The organism is Streptomyces sp. NRRL S-87 (assembly GCF_000719335.1).
In the GTDB taxonomy this organism is placed as follows: Bacteria; Actinomycetota; Actinomycetes; order Streptomycetales; family Streptomycetaceae; genus Streptomyces.
The window spans coordinates 57,828-78,539 of sequence record NZ_JOGB01000003.1; the positions used below are offsets into that span (position 1 = coordinate 57,828).

Below are 20,712 nucleotides of genomic sequence, written 5' to 3' on the forward strand. Positions count from 1 at the left end.
GCCGGGACGCGATGGCCCGGGACGCCGACGAGAACCTGGTCACGCGGCGGGTGAAGCTGCCCAAGCGGGTGGTGGAGCGCCCCCTGCGCCAGGTCGGCAAGCGGCTGCTGATGGCCCTCGGCGTCCTCGTCCTGACGGTGCTGATCGTCTGGCTCGACCGCGACGGCTACCACGACAACGCCGACGGCAGCGTCGACCTGCTCGACTCGATCTACTACGCCACCGTGACCCTGTCGACCACCGGGTACGGCGACATCGTCCCGCAGAGCGACTCGGCGCGGCTGACGAACATCCTGCTCATCACCCCGCTGCGCGTGCTGTTCCTGATCATCCTGGTCGGCACCACCCTGGAGGTCCTCACCGAGCGGACCCGGGAGGAGTGGCGACTGAACCGCTGGAGGGCCCAGGTGCGCGAGCACACCGTCGTCGTCGGTTTTGGCACGAAGGGCCGCTCCGCGCTCCTGACCCTGCTGGCCACCGGCCTGCCCAAGGAACAGGTGGTGATCGTCGACCCGAGTTCCAAGGTCATCGAAGCGGCCAACGCGGAGGGCTTCGCGGGCGTGATCGGCGACGCCACGCGCAGCGACGTGCTGCTGCGGGCCGAGCTGCCGAAGGCCCGTCAGATCATCGTGGCCACGCAGCGGGACGACACGGCGGTGCTGGTCACCCTGACGGCGCGGCAGCTCAACCGCGGCGCGAAGATCGTCGCGGCGGTGCGCGAGGAGGAGAACGCCCCGCTGCTGAAGCAGTCCGGCGCGGACGCCGTGATCACGAGCGCGAGCGCGGCCGGCCGGCTGCTCGGCCTCTCGGTGCTCAGCCCGAGCGCCGGGACGGTGATGGAGGACCTGATCCAGCAGGGCAGCGGCCTGGACCTGGTCGAGCGGCCGGTGCGGAAGTCCGAGGTGGGCAAGGCCGTACGGGAGACCGACGACCTGGTGGTCAGCGTGCTGCGCGGGCACCGGCTGCTGCCGTACGACCACCCGAACGCGAGCCCGCTGGAGCTGACGGACCGCCTGATCGTCATCGTCCGTGCGGCCCCGCCGGAGCCGGCGGCCCGCTAGCCGGCCCGGCACGCCGGCCGCCCCGGGAGCCGACGCCCGCGGCCGCGACCTCTCCGGACCTGCGGCCCCTCCGGCCCCGCGACCTCGCGGCCCACCACCGACCCCCGGCCCGACCACCGACCTCCGGCCCCATGGCTGGCCTCGGGCCCCATGGCTGGCCTCCGGCCCCATGGCTCGGGACCCGCTCGGTGGCCGGCCGGTAGCCTCGCGCCATGCGTGCGATCACGATTCCCCAGCCCGGCGGCCCCGAGGCCCTGGTGTGGGCCGAAGTCCCCGATCCCGTGCCCGCCGAGGGCGAGGTCCTCGTCGAGGTGGCGGCCAGCGCCGTGAACCGGGCCGACCTGCTCCAGCGGCAGGGCTTCTACAACCCGCCGCCGGGCTCGTCCCCCTACCCCGGCCTCGAATGCTCGGGCCGCATCGCGGCGTTGGGACCCGGGGTGTCCGGCTGGAAGGTGGGCGACGAGGTGTGCGCCCTGCTGGTGGGCGGCGGGTACGCGGAGAAGGTCGCGGTGCCGGCCGGGCAGCTGCTCCCGGTGCCCGAGGGGGTGGACCTGGTGACGGCCGCCGCGCTGCCGGAGGTCGCGTGCACGGTGTGGTCCAACGTGTTCATGATCGCCCACCTGCGGCCGGGCGAGACGCTGCTGGTGCACGGTGGGGCGAGCGGCATCGGCACGATGGCCGTCCAGCTCGCGAAGGCGGTCGGGGCGAAGGTCGCGGTGACGGCCGGCAGCCCGGAGAAGCTGGCGCGCTGCGCGGAACTGGGCGCGGACGTGCTGATCGACTACCGGAAGCAGGACTTCGTCGAGGAGGTGCGGGCGGCGACCGGCGGTGCGGGGGCGGACGTGATCCTCGACATCATCGGCGCGAAGTACCTGGCACGGAACGTGGACGCGCTGGCCGTGAACGGGCGGATGACGGTCATCGGGCTGCAGGGCGGGGCCAAGGCCGAGCTGAACCTGGGGGCGTTGCTGATGAAGCGGGCGGCGGTCGTGGGTACGACGCTGCGGGCCCGGCCGCTGGGTGAGAAGGCGGCGGTCGTCGCGGCCGTGCGGGAGCACGTCTGGCCGCTGGTCGAGGCGGGGCGGGTGCGGCCCGTCGTCGACCGTGCCCTGCCGCTCGCCGAGGCCGCCGAGGCGCACCGCCTCCTGGAGTCCGGCGAGCCGGTGGGCAAGCTCCTGCTGACGCGCTAACCCCGCCCTGGGGGGCCACTCCCCTCCCCGCCCTTCCCCCGTTCCCCGGGACTCCGCCCCGGCCCCCCCGCCCCCGAGCGCCGAGCGGGCTGGGGCGCGTCCCCTCGGCCCGTACCCGGCCGCCCCTCCTGGGGCTCCGCCCCAGACCCCGCGCCTCAAACGCCGGCGAGGCTGGAATTGCCGGGACCGCCACGCCCGGCCCGCGCGGCGATTGAGCACACCCGGCGCGCAGCGCCCGGGTTTCCCGGGCGGAGCCCGGCGGGGCGGCGTCTGTGGTCGCAAGCCACAGTTGCGGGAAGGGGCGAGGAGGGGACATTCCCGGGGGCGCCGCGGCGCGCCTCGGCCCCGGGGCCGGTGGACGGCGCCCGGGGCCGGAAGACGGACCGAAGGGCTACAGCGAGCGCAGCAGGACCGCCGGCGACTCGACGCAGTCGGCGACGTAGCGGAGGAAGCCCCCCGCCGTACCGCCGTCGCAGACGCGGTGGTCGAACGTGAAGGACAGCTGGACCACCTGGCGGACCGCCAGCTCACCGTTGTGGACCCACGGCTTGGGGATGATCCGCCCGACGCCCAGCATGGCCGCCTCGGGGTGGTTGATGATCGGCGTGGAGCCGTCGACCCCGAACACCCCGTAGTTGTTGAGCGTGAACGTCCCGCCCGTCAGGTCCGCCGGGCTGAGCCGACCGGCCCGGGCCACCTCGGTCAGCCGGGCGAACTCGGCCGTGAGCGCCTCGGGGTTCATCCGGTCCGCGTCCCGGACGACCGGGACGACCAGGCCCCGCTCCGTCTGGGCGGCGAAGCCCAGGTGCACCGACGGCAGCCGGACGATCTCGTTCGACGCCAGGTCCACGGTGGCGTTCAGCTCCGGGAACCGGGCCAGGGCCGCCGTGCAGATGCGGGCCAGCAGCGCCAGTACCGAGATCTTCGGGCCGCCGGCCGCGTTCATCGCCGCGCGGGCGGCCATGAGCTCGGTGGCGTCCGCGTCCACCCAGCAGGTGGCGTCGGGGATCTCGCGGCGGCTGCGGGACAGCTTGTCCGCCACCGCCCCGCGCAGGCCCTTGAGCGGGATCCGCTCGCCGGCGACGGCGGGGCCCGCGGCCGCCACCGGGGCGGCGACGGGCGCCGGGGCCGTGAGCGCGCGCAGGGCGGCCTCGACGTCGGCCCGCATGATCAGGCCCTCGGGCCCGCTGCCGGTGAGCCCCCGAAGGTCGATGCCGTTGTCCCGAGCGATCTTGCGCACGAGCGGGGAGATGACCGGTACGGGACCGCCCGCGACGGCCACCGGCACCGCGGCCGGGGCCACCCCGCCCGCAGCCCGGACCGCCCCGGCCGGAGCCGGAGCAGGGGCCGGCGCCGCGGCAGGAGCCGCGGCCGAACCACCCGAACCACCCGAACCACTCGCACCGCCCGGCGCCGCCGGTCGCACGCGGCGGCGCCGCGCGGGCCGCGAGTGGTCCGTGCCGTACCCGACCAGGACGTTGCCCGAGCCGGTGCCCTCCTCGGCGGACTCCGCCGGGGCCGTGGCCGTGCCGACCGCCACCGTCAGCAGCGGCGCGCCGACCGGGAGTTCCGTGCCCTCCTCGCCGAAGCGGGCCGTCACCACGCCCCCGTACGGGCACGGCACCTCGACCATCGCCTTGGCGGTCTCGACCTCGACCACGGGCTGGTCGATGGCGACCACGTCGCCCACCTGCACCAGCCAGCGGACGATCTCCGCCTCGGTGAGTCCCTCACCGAGGTCGGGCAGCTTGAACTCCAGTACCTGTGGCATCAGTTCTCCCACTGAAGGCGGGCGACCGTGTCGAGGATCCGGTCCACGCCCGGCAGATGGTGCTTCTCCAGCATCGGCGGCGGGTAGGGGATGTCGAATCCCGTCACCCGCAGCACCGGCGCCTCCAGGTGGTGGAAGCAGCGCTCCGTGACGCGCGCGACGATCTCGCCGCCCGGGCCGCCGAACCCGCTCGCCTCGTGGACCACGACCGCGCGGCCGGTCCGGCGCACCGAGGCGACCACGGTCTCCTCGTCGAACGGCACCAGCGAGCGCAGGTCCACGACCTCCAGGTCCCAGCCCTCCTCCTTGGCGGCCTCGGCGGCCTCCAGGCAGACGGGCAGCGACGGGCCGTACGTGATCAGGGTGGCGCTCGCGCCGGTCCGGCGCACCGCGGCCCGGCCGATCGGCTCCACGGCCGCGGGGGCCTCCGGCGACCAGTCCGACTTCGACCAGTACAGCCGCTTGGGCTCCAGGAAGACCACCGGGTCGTCCGAGGCGATCGAGGCCCGCAGCAGCCCGTACGCGTCCTCGACGGTCGCCGGGGTCACGACGTGCAGGCCCGGGGTCGCCACGTAGTACGCCTCGGAGGAGTCGCAGTGGTGCTCGACGCCGCCGATGCCGCCGCCGTACGGCACGCGGATGGTGATCGGCAGGGGCATCGCGCCGCGGGTGCGGTTGCGCATCTTCGCGACGTGGCTGAGGAGCTGCTCGAACGCGGGGTACGCGAAGGCGTCGAACTGCATCTCGACCACCGGCCGCAGCCCGTACATCGCCATGCCCACGGCCGCGCCGAGGATGCCGGCCTCGGCCAGCGGGGTGTCGGTGACGCGGTCCTCGCCGAACTCCTTGGCGAGCCCGTCGGTGATGCGGAAGACACCGCCGAGGGTGCCGACGTCCTCGCCCATCACGTGGACGGTCGGGTCTTCGGCCATCGCGTCGCGCATCGCGCGCGTGAGGGCCTGCGCCATGGTGGCGGGCTTGCGGCCGGCCGGGGCGGCGGCGCGGTCGCGGGCGGCGGTGGTCACGAGGCGGCCTCCGCGTCGAGCTCCGCGCGCAGCTGGGCGGCCTGGGCCCGGAGCTGGTCGGTCTGCTCGGCGTACACGTGGGTGAACAGGTCCATGGGGTCGAGCACCGGGTCGGCGTTCATGCGCTCGCGCAGGGCGGCGGCCATGGTCTCGGCCTCCTCCTTGGCGGCCTCGACGGTCTTGTCGTCCAGCAGGCCGCGGGCGGTCAGCTCGCGCTCCAGCAGCAGGATCGGGTCGTGGTCGCGCCAGGCCTCGACCTCGGCGTCACCGCGGTAGCGGGTGGCGTCGTCGGCGTTGGTGTGGGCTTCCATGCGGTAGGTGACCGCCTCGATGAGGGTGGGGCCGCCGCCCGTGCGGGCGCGCTCCATCGCCTCGGAGAGCACCTCGTGCACGGCCGCGATGTCGTTGCCGTCGACCAGGCGGCCCGGCATGCCGTACCCGACGGCCTTGTGGGCCAGGGAGGGCGCGGCGGTCTGCTTGGCCAGCGGGACGGAGATGGCGAAGCCGTTGTTCTGCACGAGGAAGACCACCGGGGCCCGCCACACGGCGGCGAAGTTCAGCGCCTCGTGGAAGTCGCCCTCGCTGGTGCCGCCGTCGCCGACCAGGGCGAGGGCGACCACGTCGTCGCCCTTGAGGCGGGCGGCGTGGGCCAGGCCCACCGCGTGCGGCAGCTGGGTGGCGAGCGGGGTGCACAGCGGGGCTATGCGGTGCTCGTGCGGGTCGTAGCCGGTGTGCCAGTCGCCGCGCAGGAGGGTCAGGGCCTGGACGGGGTCGAGCCCGCGGGCCACGGCCGCCAGGGTGTCTCGGTAGCTGGGGAACAGCCAGTCCTGCTCCTGCAGCACGAGGGCGGCGGCGATCTCGCACGCCTCCTGGCCGACGGTGGAGGGGTACACGGCCAGCCGGCCCTGCTTCGTCAGCGCGGTGGCCTGGGCGTTGTACCGGCGGCCGCGGACGAGCTCGCGGTAGCAGCGGAGCATCAGCTCCGGGTCGACCCGGTCGGCGGCCGGGGTGCCGAGCACGCGGTGCGGCTCGGCGTCCGGCAGCAGCGGCGCGGCGTCGGTACGGGGCCTCCAGGCGGGCGGCGGGGTGGGCTGGTAGGACGCACCCGGCAGCTCTTGGACCGTCATGGCGGCGTGCACCTCCTCGTGGGAAGCGGGCTGGGCGACCCAGCGGTGGCTGGGGGCAGGGGGCAGCCCCGGTGTGAGGTGCCTCACCAACCGATTGTTCGGTTGTTGGCGCAATTTGGCTACAGGCCGCTCGAGGCTGTGGACAAAAGGACGGACACGGCCTGGGATAGGCGCAGGACGTCCAAATGAGGGGAGCCGCAGCCCATGGCGGATGAACAAATGGCCGACCGGGTCGTGGAGGGGCCCGAGGCCCCGCTCCCGGTGCCGGCCCCGGAGGCCCCCGCTCCCGCGACTCCGCCCCGCCCCCTGGACGCCATCGACCGGTCGATCCTGCAGATCCTCCAGACGGACGGCCGGGCCTCCATACGCTCCGTCGCCGAGCGGGTGCACGTCTCGCGCGCCAACGCGTACGCGCGCATCAACCGGCTGATCGACGACGGGGTGATCCGGGGGTTCGCGGCCCGGGTCAACCACGAACGGGCCGGCCAGGGCGCCTCCGCGTACATCACGCTGCGGATCGTGCAGAACTCCTGGCGGACCGTGCGCGAGCAGCTCCAGCAGTTGCCGGGGGCCGCGCACATCGCGCTGGTCAGCGGCGATTTCGACGTCCTGCTGCTGGTGCACACGCCGGACAACCGGACGCTGCGGGAGCTGGTGCTGACCCGGCTGCAGGCCATTCCGGAGGTGCTGTCGACGAGGACGCTGCTGGTGTTCGAGGAGACCGACCTGGACCCGTTCACGGGGGCTTGAGGGGCTTCCCGGTCCCGAGCGGCCCAGGCGGGCTCGGAACGGTCCCGAGCGGCCCGGACGGGCTCGGTACGGCCTCGGCGGCCCCGCCGGCCCTGGCCGGCCTCGGGCCTCGACGACCACTAGAACGGAAGCTCCTGGCGGTCCACGGCCTTCAGGAGCCGCCCAGCCCGTCCTCCTGCACCCGCCGGGCCAGGTCGATCTTGGTGTAGGTGGGCCGCCCGGCCAGCTGGTACTTCTCCTTGACCCGGTCGAGGTAGTACTTGGCCGTGTGCGGCGTGACCCCCGCCCGCCGCGCGGTCGCCTTCAGCGTCAGCCCGGAGGCGTAGTCCAGCAGCACCTGGAGCTCGCGCGGGGCCAGCCGGGGCCGCTCGGGCGCGGTGTCGTGGGCCCACGCGAAGGCCAGCTCCGCGCTGTGCGCCGTACCGCCCCCGGCCACCGTCTCGACGGCCCCGACCAGGTCCTCCAGGGGATGGTCCTTCGTGAGGTACCCGTCCGCCCCGGCCGCGACGGCCGCGACGATCCGGGAGCGGTCGGCGACGGTGCTGATGACCAGCACGCGGGCGCCGGCCGCGCGCAGCCGCCGCACGTTGTCCGGCGGCTCCGAGCCGTCCTTGAGGACCAGGTCCAGCAGGACGACGTCGGGAAGCCGGCCGCCGGGCAGGCCGCCGGCGAGCAGTTCCCCGACCGTCGGCACGGCGGCCAGCAGCGCGAGCCGGTCCGACCCGGCCAGCCAGGACCGCAGCCCCTCGCGCAGCATCCGGTCGTCGTCCACCACCGCCACGGTGATCACCCCGGCCACCTCAGCTCGATCCGCGTGCCCTCGCCGGGTGCGCTGTCCACGTCCGCCGCCCCGCCCACGGCCGCCATTCGGGCCCGCACCGACCGGCGCAGCCCCGTCCCGCCCACGGCGCCCGCGCCGCCGACCGGCACCCGCTCCGGGTCGAAGCCGACCCCCCGGTCCACCACGGTCACCACCACCCCCGTGCCCTCGCCCACCGCGGTCAGCCAGGCGCGGCCGGTGCCGGCGTGCGTCCGTACGTTGTTGAGCGCCTCGGCCGCCGCCGAGGCGAGGGCGGTGGCCACCGGCCCCGGCACCGCCGGCAGCCCGTGGTACTGCGCGCTGACGGCCAGGCCCAGGCACTCGGCCGAGCGCACCGCCTCCTCCAGCGCCCGCCCCATCGGCACCTCGGACGGCGGCCCCGGCTCCTCCCCCTGGTCCTCGCGCTGGATCAGCCTCCGCAGGTACGCCGCCTCGCGCGCGCACCGCTCGCGCACCTGGGGGGCGTTGGCGTCCACCCCACCCGCCGCGATGGCCGTCAGGGTGGCCAGGACGGTGTCGTGCAGGGCCCGGTGGTGGGCCATCCGCTCGGCCTGCCGGGCCCGCCGGGCCTCGGCCGTCACGGCCCGCTCCTTGGCCTCGTCGAGCATCGTGCCCTGGCGCTTGAGGTACCACCAGAAGACCGCGGTCATGCCGGCCGAGGACACCACCGAGATGAGGTGGCCCACGAGTTCGCCCGAGACGTGCCCGCGGGCGGTCGCGTGCCCGACCACCACCGCCAGCACCGCCAGCGCGCCCGCGCGCGGCCGCAGCCCGGCCCCGGCGGCGGCCGTGGCCGAGCCGCCCAGCAGCATCAGCCAGCCCTTGGGGGCCACCGCCTCGTCCCCGAGCAGCGCGGCCCCGACGAAGGGCAGGGCGCAGCCGGTCACGAGGACGTCGGCCCAGATCCAGCGGGCGTCGAACCAGCCGCGCGCGTAGGCCGTCCCGTAGAGCAGGAGGGTCAGCGCCAGCGCGCAGCCCAGCACCGTCCAGGGCGCGGACCCGAGGGTGGTGCCGGGGGCCCGGCGGGCCACCGCGGCGATGCCGACGGCGAGGTGGCTGGTCCGGTAGAGGGCGGTGGCAAGAAGCAGGAAGCGCTGTGCGCGCTGCAGACCCGAGCCGACACCACTCACCACAGCCTCCGCCGTGAACACACCCCCCTGAAAGGGCGGGTACCGCAGGGCCAGTGGATCTCGGTAACTTCACGAACGTCAAGAACGTGACCAGACAGTCACTTTCGGATGTTTCCAGTCAGGGGGAGACATGGCGCCGACCGTGCGGAGCACGCGCACCACGGCCCGGCGCACCGGACCGGACGGGCGGCTGCGGCGAGCCTCTTGAGCCGCCCGTCCCAAATCGGGGGAATGGACCGCACCGGGGTACCCCGTCCCCGGTGCGGTCCTTGACTTTCGTCCGGGTACGTCCCGGCACGCGCCCGCCGGCGTACCTGATTGATGCCGGGTGCGTCCCGGCTCCTATATGGACGCCGTCCGCAGCCCGTCGAAGGCCAGGTGCACCACGGCGTCGGCCACCTGCTGGGGGTCCGCCCCACCGCCCGGGTGCGGCCGGTACCACTCCACCAGGGAGTTGACCATGCCGAAGAGCAGCCGGGTCGCCAGCCGGATGTCCACGTCGGCACGCAGGTCGCCCTCGGCCTGGGCCGCCTTGAGCAGGTCCGCGACCCTGTGGTCGAACTCGCGCCGGCGCTCCAGCGCCCACCGCTCGGTGCGCGTGTTGCCGCGGACCCGCAGCAGCAGCGTGACGTACGGGAGTTCGCCCACCAGCACCTCCACGGTGCGCCGGGTGACGTACTCGACCCGCTCGATGGCGCGGCCGCGCAGCGCCCCCGGCTCGTCGAGGATCCCGAACAGCCCGTCGAGGGCGCGGCTGACGGCCCGGCTGAGCAGCTCCTCCTTGCCCGCGACGTGGTGGTAGATCGAGGACTTGGAGATCCCGGCGGCCTTGGACAGGTGCTCCATCGACGTGCCGTCGTAGCCGCGCTCGTTGAAGACCTGCACGGCCACCGAGAGGAGCGTCTCGGGCGTGTACGTGTCCCGCCTGGCGGTGGTCATGCGTCCGCCTCCGCGCCGGAGCCGTCCGCCGCCCCGTCGACGTCCTCGGCGTGGGCCGCGCCCGGGTCCGCGTACGAGGCCTTGAACAGCGCCAGCGAGGGGGCGTACCGGCCGCCTGGGCAGCGCTCGTCGAGGTTGTGCAGCAGCTCGTACGCCCAGTCCTGGCCCAGGGTCTCGTGCCACTGCCAGGGCCCCATGGGGTAGTTGACGCCCTTGCGCATGGCGGTGTCGACGTCCTCCGCGGTCGCCGCGCCGCGCTCGACCGCGTCGGCCGCGAGGTCGATCAGCATCGCGACGGTGCGGGCCACGATCATGCCGGGGACGTCCCCGATGACGCTGACCTGCTTGCCGAGCTTCTGGAAGAGGCCGACGGCCGCGGCGAGGGTCTCCGGCGAGGTGTCCGGGGAGGCGGAGAGGGCGATGCGGGTGGCCGCCGCGTAGTCGAGGGCCAGGTCGAAGTAGACGACGTCGGCGAACTCGACCGAGGTCTTGCCGTCCGCGAGGACCAGCTGGCCCTCGCCGGGCAGCTGGATGTACGGGCCGCCGGTCTCGGCCGTCGCGACCTCGATGCCGGCCTCCGCCATGAGGTCGACCAGGTCGGCGGCGGGCCCGAGGTCGCCCACCACGGTCACGGCCGCGGGGGCCTCCTCGGGGTCGGCCGTGTGCGGCCGGGGGGCGGCGGCGCCGTCCTCGTACGAGAACCACCCCTGACCGGACTTGCGCCCCAGCCGTCCCGACTGGACCAGCCGGCGCTGGGCCAGCGAGGGCAGGAACTTCGGGCTGCGGAAGAAGGACTCCCACACCGACCGGGTCACGGCCTCGTTGACGTCCTGGCCGATCAGGTCGGTCAGCTCGAACGGGCCCATCTTGAAGCCGCCGCTCTCGCGCAGCACGGCGTCGATGGTGGCGGGGTCGGCGCCCCGCTCCTCGTACACGGCGAAGGCCTCGGCGTAGAAGGGCCGGGCGAGGCGGTTGACGATGAAGCCCGGGGTGTCGGCGCACCGCACCGGGGTCTTCCCCCAGGCCAGGGCGGTGTCGTGGACCCGCTGCGCCACCGCCGGGTCGGTCGCGAAGCCACTGACCACCTCGACCAACGGCAGCAGCGGCGCCGGGTTGAAGAAGTGCAGGCCGACGAAGCGGCCGGGCTGCTTGAGCACCGCCGCGATCTCGGTGACGGACAGGGAGGAGGTGTTCGTCGCCAGCACGCAGTCCGGGGCCACCACTCCTTCGAGGGCGGCGAACAGCTCGCGCTTGACGGCCGTGTCCTCCAGGATCGCCTCGATCACGAGGCCGGCCCCGGCCAGCTCCGCGAGCTCCGCCGCGGCGCCGATCCGTCCGATCGCGGCGTCCGCGTCGGCCCGGTCCAGCCGGCCCTTGGCGACCAGCCGCTCGACCCGGTCCGCCACCGCGGCCGCGGCCTCGCCCGCCCGGCCGGGCAGGGCGTCGTACAGCAGCACGGGATGACCTGCGAGAAGTGCGACCTGGGCGATGCCCTGGCCCATGGTTCCGGTGCCGACCACCGCCACCGCGCGGGACCGTTCGATACCTGTCATGACCCCGATCCTCCCGCATGCACCGCGGCCCAACGGCCCCGGGCCTCGTCCCGCCGGGGCCCCCGACGTGTTCGCGCCGGATGGCTCCGGCCCTCTTGTCCCGACCGATCGTTCGGTTACTCTAGCTCCAGTCTGCTCTTCTCCACCTGCCTGCGCGCGATCCGCCGGCCCCTCGCCCGGCCGCGATCCGCCGGCGTACCGCCCGGCTCAACGAGGAGTTGGTCCCTGATGACCGCCGACCTGTCCGCCAACCTGACCGTCGCGTCGCTCTCCGAGAAGCACCGGCCCGTCCTGGACCAGGCGCTGGAGGCCATCCGCAGCCGCGCCTACTGGTCCCCGCACCCGGAGCACCCCAAGGCGTACGGCGAGACCGCGCCGGCCGACGGCCAGGCGGCCTTCGAGGCGCTGCGCGGCACCCGGTTCGACCTGGACCAGCCCGGTACGGACGGCTGGACCGGCGCCGAGGTCTCCCCGTACGGCATCGAGCTCGGCGTGGAGTACCCGCACGTGGACGCGGACGTCCTGCTGCCCGCCATGAAGGCCGGCATGGCCGCCTGGCGCGACGCCGGCCCCGAGACCCGCGCCCTGGTCTCCATCGAGATCCTGTCCCGCATCTCCGCGCGCACGCACGAGTTCGCGCACGCGGTCATGCACACCAGCGGCCAGGCGTTCATGATGGCCTTCCAGGCCGGCGGCCCGCACGCGCAGGACCGCGGCCTGGAGGCGGTGGCGTACGCGTACGAGGAGCAGACCCGCGTCCCGGGCGCCGCCGGCTGGTCCAAGCCGCAGGGCAAGCGCGACCCGCTGAACCTCGACAAGACGTTCACCGCCGTCCCGCGCGGCATCGCGCTGATGATCGGCTGCAACACCTTCCCGACCTGGAACGGCTACCCGGGCCTGTTCGCCTCCCTCGCCACCGGCAACGCGGTGCTGGTCAAGCCGCACCCGCGCGCCGTGCTGCCGCTCGCGCTCACCGTCCAGGTGGCCCGCGAGGTGCTCGCCGAGGCCGGCTTCGACCCGAACCTGGTCGCGCTGGCCGTCGAGCGTCCGGGCGAGGGCATCGCCAAGGAGCTCGCCGTCCGCCCCGAGGTCCGGATCATCGACTACACCGGCTCGACCTCCTTCGGCGACTGGCTGGAGGCCAACGCCCGCCAGGCGCAGGTCTACACGGAGAAGGCCGGCGTCAACACCGTCGTCATCGACTCCACCGACGACTACAAGGGGATGCTCTCCAACCTGGCGTTCTCGCTGTCCCTCTACAGCGGCCAGATGTGCACCACCCCGCAGAACCTGCTGATCCCGCGCGACGGCATCGCGACCGACCTCGGCCCGAAGTCGTACGACGAGGTCGTCGCGGACCTCGCGAAGTCCGTGGACGGCCTGCTGGGCGACGACGCCCGGGCGAACGCGCTGCTGGGCGCCCTGGTCAACCCCGACGTCAAGGCCCGCCTGGAGGCCGCGGCCGGACTGGGCGAGGTCGCCCTGGCCTCGCGGGAGATCGTCAACCCGGAGTTCCCGGGGGCGGTCGTGCGCACGCCGGTGATGGTCAAGCTCGACGCCGCCAAGCCGGACCCGGAGGCGGCCTACCTGTCCGAGTGCTTCGGCCCGGTCTCGTTCGCCGTGGCGGTCGACTCGACGGCGGACGCGCTCGACCTGCTCCGCCGCACGGTCCGTGAGAAGGGCGCCATGACGGTCGGCGCGTACACGACCTCGGCGGACACCGAGCGGGCCGTGGAGGAGGTCTGCCTGGAGGAGTCGGCGCAGCTGTCGCTCAACCTGACCGGCGGCGTCTACGTGAACCAGACCGCGGCCTTCTCCGACTTCCACGGCTCCGGCGGCAACCCGGCCGCGAACGCCGCCCTGTGCGACGGCGCCTTCGTCGCGAACCGCTTCCGGATGGTCGAGGTCCGCCGCCAGGCCTGACCCCTCCGCCGGACGCCCCCTAAGGCAGGCCCGGCCCCAGCGGGGCCGGGCCTCCCCAGTGGAACAGCGCCATCGCGACGCTCGTCGCGAGGTTGTAGCTCGACACCTGCGGCCGCATCGGCAGGGACACCAGGTGGTCGGCGCGCTCGCGCAGCTCCGGCGAGATGCCGTGGCGCTCCGATCCGAACGCGAGCAGCGCGTCGGCCGGGAGGACGTGGGCGCGGATGTCGTCGCCCTCGGGGTCGAGGGCGTACAGCGGGCCGGGCGGCAGCTCGGCGAGCGTGACGCGCTCGACGGCGGTGGCGTAGTGGAGCCCGGCGCCGGCGCGGACGACGTTGGGGTGCCAGGGGTCGAGGTCGCCGGTGGTGACGACGCCGGTCGCGCCGAAGCCGGCCGCGAGCCGTACGACGGCCCCTACGTTGCCGAGGTTGCGCGGGTTGTCGAGGACGACCACGGGCGCGGTCCTGGGAGCGGCGCCCAGCAGCCGCAGGTTCGCCTCCCGCTCCGGGCGGGTGGCCAGGGCCGCCACGCCCGTCGGGTGCACCCGCAGCAGCAGCTCGTGCAGCACCTGCGTGGGCACCTCGCGGACCACGGCCGCGACGGCGTCGGTGACGTCCGGTGCCAGGCTCCGGGCGAGCGCGAGCACGGCCGCGCGGTCGTCGGCGATGCCGATGCGGACGTCGGCGCCGAAGCGCAGTGCGTGCTTGAGGGCGTGGAACCCGTCGAGCAGCACGGCCGCGTCGGCCGTCGACCGCCAGTCGAGTACCGCTTCGGCCAGCTCGGCGCCGCCCGGGCCGCCGTGCCCCTGCCGGCGCTCTCCACTCTCCTCGCTCATGCCCTCACCCTATGACCCCGCCCCCGCCCCTCCCCGCCCGCCACGGCACGGGCACCGGCGCCGGCGTCCGTGCGGTGCCGTCCCGTACCGGTGCGGTGCGGTGCCGGTGCCGTCCGTACCGGTGCCGGTGCCGCTGCCGGTGAGGGGCGCCCGTCCGGCGCGTCGGCCCAGCACCCGGCCGGTCGTGCCGACGGCGCGGACCGTTGCCCTGCGGGGCCGATCCCCCACCCCGCCCTTTCACCGTTTCCCGAGGCTCCGCCCCGGCCCCCGACCGGCGCTCCGCGCCGGGTCCGCCTCAAACGCCGGCGGGGCTGGATGGATCCCGCCGCCGTCAATCCCACTCTCGCCGGCGCCTGAGGCGCGGGGTCCGGGGCGGAGCCCTGAGGTGCGTGCTCCGGGGCGGAGCCCCACGCAACTCCAACCCCGGCGGCGGCAACTCCAGCCCCGCCGGCGTTTGAGGCGCGGGGTCCGGGGCGGAGCCCCGGGAGGGCGGGCGGCGGCCCGGCGGTGGGGGGCCGGGGGCGGAGTCCCCGGTTTCGGGAAGGGGCGGGGTGGGGGAACTCAGCCCGCGGCGGCGGGGGCCGCGTCGGCGCCCGGCTCCGGATCGGCCGACCCGGCAGGAGTCCCGGCCGGCGCCGGAAGGCGCGCGACGTCGGCGGGGGCGGCGGGGGCGACCGGGTCGGCCGGGGCGGGGTCGGGGTGCGGGGCGGTGGCCCCGCGGCCGGGGAAGCGGAGGGCGGGGAGCCGCGCCCACGCTCCCGAGGCCCTGGCGCCGAGCCAGAGCAGGAAGGCCGTCGGCAGGAAGACCGCATCGGCGGCGATCATCGCCATCGAGAAGAACGGCAACCCCATCAGCACCGCGATCCCGGCGTGCTCCAGCATCATCGCCACGAGCAGCACGTTCTTGACCCGCCGGTTGAACAGCGTGAACGGGAACGCGACCTGCACCGCCACCGTCCCGTACGACAGCAGCAGCACCACCGTCCCACTGGCCCCCAGCAGCCCCGACAGCTCCGGCCAGGGCGAGAAGTAGTCCAGGTGCAGCGGGTAGTACAGCGCCGTCCCGTCCTGCCAGCGGGACCCCTGGATCTTGTACCAGCCGGCCGTGGCGTAGATCAGGCAGACCTCCGCCATGATCACCAGCAGGCCCGCGTTGTGCACGATGTTGCCGAAGACGTCGAACAGCGCCCGCGCCTCGCTCCGCGCCCCGCCCCGCCCGCCGCCGCGGTCCACGCGGTCCACCGCCCACCACAGGCCCTGCACGGCCCACAGCAGCCCCAGCACCGCCAGCCACCCGAGGCCGAGCCGGCCCGCCGCCGCCGCGCCGGACAGCACCCCGCCCAGCAGCACCCACAGCACGGGGCCCGCCCGGTCACGGTCCGGGTCCGCCCCGGACCGCGCCGCCCGGCGGGCGTCCAGCGACCACACCTGGGCGCACCGCGTCAGCACGAGGTAGAGCGCGACCAGGTGCACGACGTTGTCCCCGCCGTCCCCCATGAACACGCTGCGGTTCTGGATCGAGAGCACCCCGACCATGAACACTGCCGACATCGCGCGCGTGCGCCACCCCACCAGCAGCAACGCGCTGGAGAGCACCGCCACCGCGTAGACCAGCTCGAACCAGAGCGTGCTGTCGCTCCACAGCAGCACGGTGAACGCGTCGTTGCCCGCCACCAGCCGCTGCGCCAGCTCGAAGCTCCAGGGGCCGTCCGGCCCGTAGAGCTCGCGGCGGTGCGGGAACTCCCGCAGCAGGAAGAGCAGCCAGGTCGCGGCGAAGCCGATGCGCACCACGGCGCTCTGGTACGGGCCCAGCGCCCGCCCGGTGACCTGGCCGACCGGCCCCGCCAGCCGGGCCCGCAGCCGGCCCCACAGGGCCCTGGAGGCGCGCACGGGCCCATCCGGCACCGCCGGCCCGAGAGGGACCGACGACTGCACCGCGTCCACGCCGCTCACGAAGCCGCCTCCTCGCGCTCGCCCGCGGCCGCCCGCCGCGCCGGCCCGGTGAGGTCGGCCTCGGTCACGCCCCACCAGGGCAGCTCGCGGTAGTAGACCTGCGTGTCCGTGGCCTCGTTGCTGTACGGCGGCGCGGCCACCGACCGGGTGGCCGAGCGCAGCTGGATCCGCTCGACCCCGCCGACGCGCGGGCGCTCGTACAGCCGCTGCAGCGCGATCCGCCGCAGGTAGGCCTCGGCGAGCCGGCCGCGTTCGCCGGTGGCGCGGTTCTGGTCGTCGTGGGAGCCGGTGAAGAAGTCCCAGGCCCGGCGGAGCTCGTTCTGCTGGACGTGGCTCGGCACCGGGTTGTGCCGTATCCCGGCCCCGTCCTCGGCGGACAGGTCACGCCAGCCGGTCGTGACCCGCTCGCCGCTGGGGGTGCGCAGCTCGGCGCGGACCTGGACGGCGATGTTCTGCTGGAGGGGGTTCGGGGCGAACAGCTTCCAGTTCTGCTCGAACTCGGGGTAGATCCAGTCGTCGACGACCTCGCGGTGCGCCTTGCTGACCGTGTTCTCCGGCGCGACGTGCAGGAACACCATCGCGAGGTGCCAGCAGGCGGCGACCGCCACCGTCCCGAGGGCCAGTGCCGCGGCCACCCGCGCGGGCCGGGACAGCCCGGCTATCCCCGCGGCCCGCGGCACGTCGGCGGGGGCCCCGCGCTCGTACGAATCCATCCCGCCCCGCTCCTCGGCCGTCCACAGAGCCTTCCACAGAGGTTGACACCCTACGGGCCCCCCGCTCACCATTGAAGAGGATGAACCGAACGATCGGTCGGTCGGGACCCGGACAGGGGAGCCAGGATGGTTGCAGTGACCCAGGACGCGGCGGCGGGGCAGGTGCCCGACCCCGCGCTCGTGGCCGCGTTCGAGGCCGCCGTCGCGGCCGACGAGCGCGTCGAGCCCCGTGACTGGATGCCGGACGAGTACCGCGCGTCGCTGGTGCGCCAGATGGCACAGCACGCCCACTCGGAGATCATCGGCATGCAGCCGGAGGCCAACTGGATCACCCGCGCGCCCTCGCTGCGCCGCAAGGCGATCCTGATGGCCAAGGTCCAGGACGAGGCCGGGCACGGGCTGTACCTGTACAGCGCCGCCGAGACCCTCGGCACCAGCCGCGACGAGCTGCTCGACAAGCTCCACGCGGGCAGGCAGAAGTACTCCTCGATCTTCAACTACCCCACCTTGACCTGGGCCGACGTCGGCGCCATCGGCTGGCTCGTGGACGGCGCGGCGATCACCAACCAGGTGCCGATCTGCCGCTGCTCGTACGGGCCGTACGCGCGCGCCATGGTCCGCATCTGCAAGGAGGAGTCCTTCCACCAGCGCCAGGGCTTCGAGCTGCTGCTGGCGCTGTCCCAGGGCACCGAGGAGCAGCACGCGATGGCCCAGGACGCGGTGAACCGCTGGTGGTGGCCCTCGCTGATGATGTTCGGCCCGCCGGACGACGAGTCGGTCCACAGCGCACAGGCGATGGCCTGGAAGATCAAGCGGCACTCGAACGACGAGCTGCGCCAGCGCTTCGTCGACATCGCCGTCCCGCAGGCCGAGGCCCTGGGCCTGACCCTGCCGGACCCGGACCTGAAGTGGAACGAGGAGCGCGGCCACCACGACTTCGGCGCCATCGACTGGGCCGAGTTCTGGGACGTCCTCAAGGGCAACGGCCCGTGCAACGAGCAGCGCCTGAACCAGCGCCGCCAGGCGCACGAGGAAGGCGCCTGGGTGCGCGAGGCCGCCGCGGCCTACGCCGCCAAGCACCAAGACCAGCAGCACCAGAACCAGGAGGCACGGGCATGACGCAGAACTGGCCGCTGTGGGAGGTGTTCGTGCGCTCGCGCCGCGGACTGTCCCACACCCACGCCGGGAGCCTGCACGCCCCGGACGCCGAGATGGCACTGCGCAACGCCCGCGACCTGTACACGCGGCGCAACGAGGGCGTCTCGATCTGGGTCGTGCCCTCCTCGGCCGTGACCGCCTCCTCGCCGGACGAGCGGGACCCGTTCTTCGCCCCGTCCGCCGACAAGCCGTACCGCCACCCCACCTTCTACGAGGTGCCGGACGGGGTGAAGAACCTGTGACCGCCACCGCACCGAAGGGCGCCCCCGGCACCACCGACGCCGCCGCCGCGCTGGCACTGGGCGACGACGCCCTCGTCCTGGCCCAGCGGCTCGGCGAATGGGCCGGCCACGCGCCCGTCCTGGAGGAGGAGGTGGCCCTGGCGAACATCGCCCTGGACCTCCTCGGCCAGGCCCGCGTGCTGCTCTCGATGGTCGGCGACGAGGACGAGCTGGCGTACCTGCGCGAGGAGCGCCAGTTCCGCAACCTCCAGCTGGTCGAGCAGCCGAACGGCGACTTCGCCCGGACGATCGCCCGCCAGCTGTACTTCTCGCTCTACCAGCACCTGCTGTACGAGGAGCTGGCCGCCGGCGACTCCCCGTTCGCCCCGCTGGCGGCCAAGGCCGTCAAGGAGACCGCCTACCACCGCGACCACGCGGTCCAGTGGACGCTGCGCCTGGGCGACGGCACGCAGGAGAGCCGGGAGCGGATGCGCCGCGGCCTGGACGCGCTGTGGCGCTTCACCGGCGAGCCGTTCCTGCCGGTCGAGGGTCTGGACCTGGACTGGTCCGGTCTCGAGACCCGCTGGCTGGCGGCCGTGACCGCGGTCCTGGAGCAGGCCGGGCTCGAGCTGCCGCAGGGCCCGCGCACCGGCGCGTGGCGGGCCGGGGCCGGCCGGCAGGGCCTGCACACCGAGTCGTTCGGGCGGATGCTCGCGGAGATGCAGCACCTGCACCGCAGCCACCCCGGAGCGTCCTGGTGACCGGCTCCGCCGCGGACACCACGCCCACCCGGCTCGAGGAGGAGCTGGCCGCGCTGGCCGGCTCCGTCCCCGACCCGGAGCTGCCCGTGCTCTCCCTCACGGAGCTGGGCGTGCTGCGGGGCGTGCGGATGCTGGAGAGCGGGGCGGTCGAGGTCGCCCTCACCCCCACCTACACCGGCTGCCCGGCGATCGAGGCGATGGCCGCCGACATCGAGCGGGTGCTGCACGAGCACGGCATACCCGAGGTGTCGGTGCACACCGTGCTCTCCCCGGCCTGGTCCACCGACGACATCAGTGCCGAAGGGCGGCGCAAGCTCGCCGAGTTCGGCATCGCCCCGCCCCGGCCGCACGCGGCCGAGGGGCCGGTGCCGGTCACGCTGTCGGTGCGCTGTCCGCACTGCGGCTCCACCGACACCGAGCTGCTCAGCCGCTTCTCGTCCACGGCCTGCAAGGCGCTGCGGCGCTGCGTCTCCTGCCGTGAACCGTTCGACCACTTCAAGGAGCTGTAGATGGCCGCAGGTGCCACCCCCTCCCCCCGCCACGGCGCGTTCCATTCCCTGCGGGTGTCGGCGGTCGAGCGGCTCACCGACGACGCGGTGGCCCTGACCCTGGACGTTCCCGCGGAACTGCGCGAGGACTACCGCTTCACCCCCGGTCAGCACCTGGCGATGCGCCGGATCACGGCCGAGGGCGAGGAGGTCCGCCGCACGTACTCGATCTGCTCGCCCGCGCCGCGCGCCGGCGCCGGCCCGGAGCGGCTGACGGTGGGCGTGCGACTGGTGGAGGGCGGCGAGTTCTCCACGTACGCGCACAAGGAGATCGCCGCGGGCGACGCGCTGGACGTGATGGTCCCGGCCGGGCGGTTCACGCTGGAGCCGGCCGGCGCGGCGGGGCACTACGCGGCGGTCGTCGGCGGCAGCGGGATCACCCCGGTCCTCTCCATCGCCTCGTCCCTGCTGGCGGAGCGGCCGGACGCGCGCTTCTGCCTCGTGCGCAGCGACCGTACGGCGGCCTCCACGATGTTCCTGGAGGAGGTGGCGGACCTCAAGGACCGCTACCCGGACCGCTTCCAGCTGGTGACCGTGCTCTCCCGCGAGGAGCAGGACGCCGGGCTGGACTCGGGGCGGCTGGACCAGGAGCGGCTGGCCGGGCTGCTGCCCGCGCTGCTGCCGGTGGACGAGGTGGCGGGCTGGTTCCTGTGCGGGCCGTTCGGGCTGGTGCAGGGTGCCGAGCAGGCGCTGCGGGGGCTGGGCGTGGACCGCTCCCGGATCCACGAGGAGATCTTCCACGTCGACGAGGCCCCGCGGGCGGCGGTCCGGGCGGACGCCCCGTCGGACAGCCGCGTCACCGCCCGCCTCGACGGGCGGGCCGGCACCTGGCCGGTGCAGGACGGCGAGACGCTGCTGGACACCGTGCTGCGCAACCGCGGGGACGCGCCGTACGCGTGCAAGGGCGGGGTCTGCGGCACCTGCCGGGCGTTCCTGGTGCGCGGTGAGGTGCGGATGGACCGCAACTTCGCGCTGGAGGATGAGGAGACGGAGGCCGGCTTCGTGCTCGCCTGCCAGTCCCACCCGCTGACGGCCGAGGTCGAGCTGGACTTCGACCGCTGACACCGACCCGGTACGGGGTCTGTCCTTCCACCAGAACTTGTTCTATCTTGACGCACCGTCAGATAGAACAGGTTCTGTTCTTGTGCGCGGTGGAGCACCGGCGACCGGGGCGGCGGCGGAACGCCGCGCCAACGCGGCCGAACCCCGCGACACCGGGCGTCGGGAGGACGGG

Annotated in this window: 19 protein-coding genes; 9 read left to right on the forward strand and 10 right to left on the reverse strand. The window is 74.4% G+C overall.

Going from position 1 to position 20,712, the window contains the following annotated elements; translation table 11 throughout:
* Nucleotides 1–11 precede the first annotated feature (11 nt).
* Together IF43_RS0102435 and IF43_RS0102440 are read left to right on the forward strand one after the other, a co-directional pair.
* Complete coding sequence (locus tag IF43_RS0102435) at nucleotides 12–1,061, forward strand: TrkA family potassium uptake protein (RefSeq protein WP_078909883.1); 1,050 nt, start codon at nucleotides 12–14, stop codon at nucleotides 1,059–1,061.
* A 212-nt stretch (nucleotides 1,062–1,273) separates the two neighbouring features.
* Nucleotides 1,274–2,251, forward strand: coding sequence for an NAD(P)H-quinone oxidoreductase (locus tag IF43_RS0102440; RefSeq protein ID WP_030193217.1), 978 nt, complete (start codon nucleotides 1,274–1,276; stop codon nucleotides 2,249–2,251).
* A gap of 391 nt (nucleotides 2,252–2,642) precedes the next feature.
* Here the strand turns inward: IF43_RS0102440 and IF43_RS0102445 are convergent, their stop codons facing one another.
* From IF43_RS0102445 to pdhA, 3 genes are read right to left on the reverse strand one after another with little or no spacing between them, the layout of a single operon-like run.
* Nucleotides 2,643–4,022 carry a dihydrolipoamide acetyltransferase family protein gene (locus IF43_RS0102445; RefSeq protein ID WP_030193219.1) on the reverse strand — a complete coding sequence of 460 codons (1,380 nt, stop codon included), beginning with the start codon at nucleotides 4,020–4,022 and terminating at the stop codon, nucleotides 2,643–2,645.
* On the reverse strand, nucleotides 4,022–4,990 hold the full coding sequence (locus IF43_RS0102450) for an alpha-ketoacid dehydrogenase subunit beta (protein WP_107048387.1): 969 nt from the start codon (nucleotides 4,988–4,990) through the stop codon (nucleotides 4,022–4,024). The genes IF43_RS0102445 and IF43_RS0102450 overlap by 1 nt, the downstream gene beginning before the upstream one ends.
* 53 nt (nucleotides 4,991–5,043) lie before the next feature.
* Nucleotides 5,044–6,174: a pyruvate dehydrogenase (acetyl-transferring) E1 component subunit alpha gene (gene pdhA, locus IF43_RS0102455; RefSeq protein WP_030193223.1), complete on the reverse strand. Its 1,131-nt coding sequence runs from the start codon at nucleotides 6,172–6,174 to the stop codon at nucleotides 5,044–5,046.
* Nucleotides 6,175–6,378: 204 nt separating this feature from the next.
* Here pdhA and IF43_RS0102460 point away from each other — a divergent pair, with 204 nt between their 5' ends.
* Nucleotides 6,379–6,924, forward strand: coding sequence for an Lrp/AsnC family transcriptional regulator (locus IF43_RS0102460; protein WP_234331919.1), 546 nt, complete (start codon nucleotides 6,379–6,381; stop codon nucleotides 6,922–6,924).
* 151 nt (nucleotides 6,925–7,075) lie between these two features.
* Here the strand turns inward: IF43_RS0102460 and IF43_RS0102465 are convergent, their stop codons facing one another.
* The 4 genes from IF43_RS0102465 to IF43_RS0102480 all read right to left on the reverse strand — a co-directional run bounded on the left by IF43_RS0102465 (nucleotide 7,076) and on the right by IF43_RS0102480 (nucleotide 11,366).
* Complete coding sequence (locus tag IF43_RS0102465) at nucleotides 7,076–7,714, reverse strand: response regulator transcription factor (RefSeq protein ID WP_051794628.1); 639 nt, start codon at nucleotides 7,712–7,714, stop codon at nucleotides 7,076–7,078.
* Nucleotides 7,711–8,874, reverse strand: a complete 1,164-nt coding sequence (locus tag IF43_RS37755) for an ATP-binding protein (protein ID WP_051794566.1) — start codon at nucleotides 8,872–8,874, stop codon at nucleotides 7,711–7,713. Before IF43_RS37755 ends, IF43_RS0102465 begins: the two co-directional genes overlap by 4 nt.
* A 342-nt stretch (nucleotides 8,875–9,216) precedes the next feature.
* On the reverse strand, nucleotides 9,217–9,813 hold the full coding sequence (locus tag IF43_RS0102475; RefSeq protein ID WP_030193228.1) for a TetR/AcrR family transcriptional regulator: 597 nt from the start codon (nucleotides 9,811–9,813) through the stop codon (nucleotides 9,217–9,219).
* Complete coding sequence (locus IF43_RS0102480; protein WP_078909859.1) at nucleotides 9,810–11,366, reverse strand: 3-hydroxyacyl-CoA dehydrogenase; 1,557 nt, start codon at nucleotides 11,364–11,366, stop codon at nucleotides 9,810–9,812. The genes IF43_RS0102475 and IF43_RS0102480 overlap by 4 nt, the downstream gene beginning before the upstream one ends.
* A 240-nt stretch (nucleotides 11,367–11,606) precedes the next feature.
* On the opposite strand from IF43_RS0102480, the gene paaN reads away from it, so the two are divergent.
* A complete protein-coding gene (gene paaN, locus IF43_RS0102485; RefSeq protein WP_030193231.1) occupies nucleotides 11,607–13,289 on the forward strand; it encodes a phenylacetic acid degradation protein PaaN in 1,683 nt (560 codons plus the stop codon).
* A 19-nt stretch (nucleotides 13,290–13,308) separates the two neighbouring features.
* On the opposite strand, the gene IF43_RS0102490 is transcribed toward paaN, so the two are convergent.
* From IF43_RS0102490 to IF43_RS0102500, 3 genes are all read right to left on the reverse strand, one after another.
* A complete protein-coding gene (locus tag IF43_RS0102490; RefSeq protein ID WP_051794570.1) occupies nucleotides 13,309–14,124 on the reverse strand; it encodes an RNA methyltransferase in 816 nt (271 codons plus the stop codon).
* Between the two features lie 561 nt (nucleotides 14,125–14,685).
* Nucleotides 14,686–15,984 (reverse strand): HTTM domain-containing protein, encoded by a 1,299-nt coding sequence (locus IF43_RS0102495; RefSeq protein ID WP_234331927.1) that lies wholly within the window; start codon nucleotides 15,982–15,984, stop codon nucleotides 14,686–14,688.
* 89 nt (nucleotides 15,985–16,073) lie between these two features.
* Nucleotides 16,074–16,790 (reverse strand): DUF5819 family protein, encoded by a 717-nt coding sequence (locus IF43_RS0102500; RefSeq protein ID WP_063753260.1) that lies wholly within the window; start codon nucleotides 16,788–16,790, stop codon nucleotides 16,074–16,076.
* 126 nt (nucleotides 16,791–16,916) lie between these two features.
* Here IF43_RS0102500 and paaA point away from each other — a divergent pair, with 126 nt between their 5' ends.
* Genes paaA through IF43_RS0102525 form a run of 5 tightly spaced genes read left to right on the forward strand, consistent with a single transcriptional unit; the run spans nucleotide 16,917 to nucleotide 20,540 of the window.
* Nucleotides 16,917–17,909, forward strand: a complete 993-nt coding sequence (gene paaA, locus IF43_RS0102505; protein ID WP_030193239.1) for a 1,2-phenylacetyl-CoA epoxidase subunit PaaA — start codon at nucleotides 16,917–16,919, stop codon at nucleotides 17,907–17,909.
* Nucleotides 17,906–18,190, forward strand: a complete 285-nt coding sequence (gene paaB, locus IF43_RS0102510) for a 1,2-phenylacetyl-CoA epoxidase subunit PaaB (RefSeq protein ID WP_030193240.1) — start codon at nucleotides 17,906–17,908, stop codon at nucleotides 18,188–18,190. The genes paaA and paaB overlap by 4 nt, the downstream gene beginning before the upstream one ends.
* Nucleotides 18,187–18,930: a 1,2-phenylacetyl-CoA epoxidase subunit PaaC gene (gene paaC, locus IF43_RS0102515; protein ID WP_030193241.1), complete on the forward strand. Its 744-nt coding sequence runs from the start codon at nucleotides 18,187–18,189 to the stop codon at nucleotides 18,928–18,930. The genes paaB and paaC overlap by 4 nt, the downstream gene beginning before the upstream one ends.
* A complete protein-coding gene (gene paaD / locus IF43_RS0102520) occupies nucleotides 18,924–19,439 on the forward strand; it encodes a 1,2-phenylacetyl-CoA epoxidase subunit PaaD (RefSeq protein WP_030193242.1) in 516 nt (171 codons plus the stop codon). Before paaC ends, paaD begins: the two co-directional genes overlap by 7 nt.
* Entirely contained in the window at nucleotides 19,440–20,540 is a 1,101-nt protein-coding gene (locus IF43_RS0102525; RefSeq protein WP_051794573.1) for a 2Fe-2S iron-sulfur cluster-binding protein, read from the forward strand. It abuts the gene before it with no gap.
* The last annotated feature ends 172 nt before the right edge of the window (nucleotides 20,541–20,712 follow it).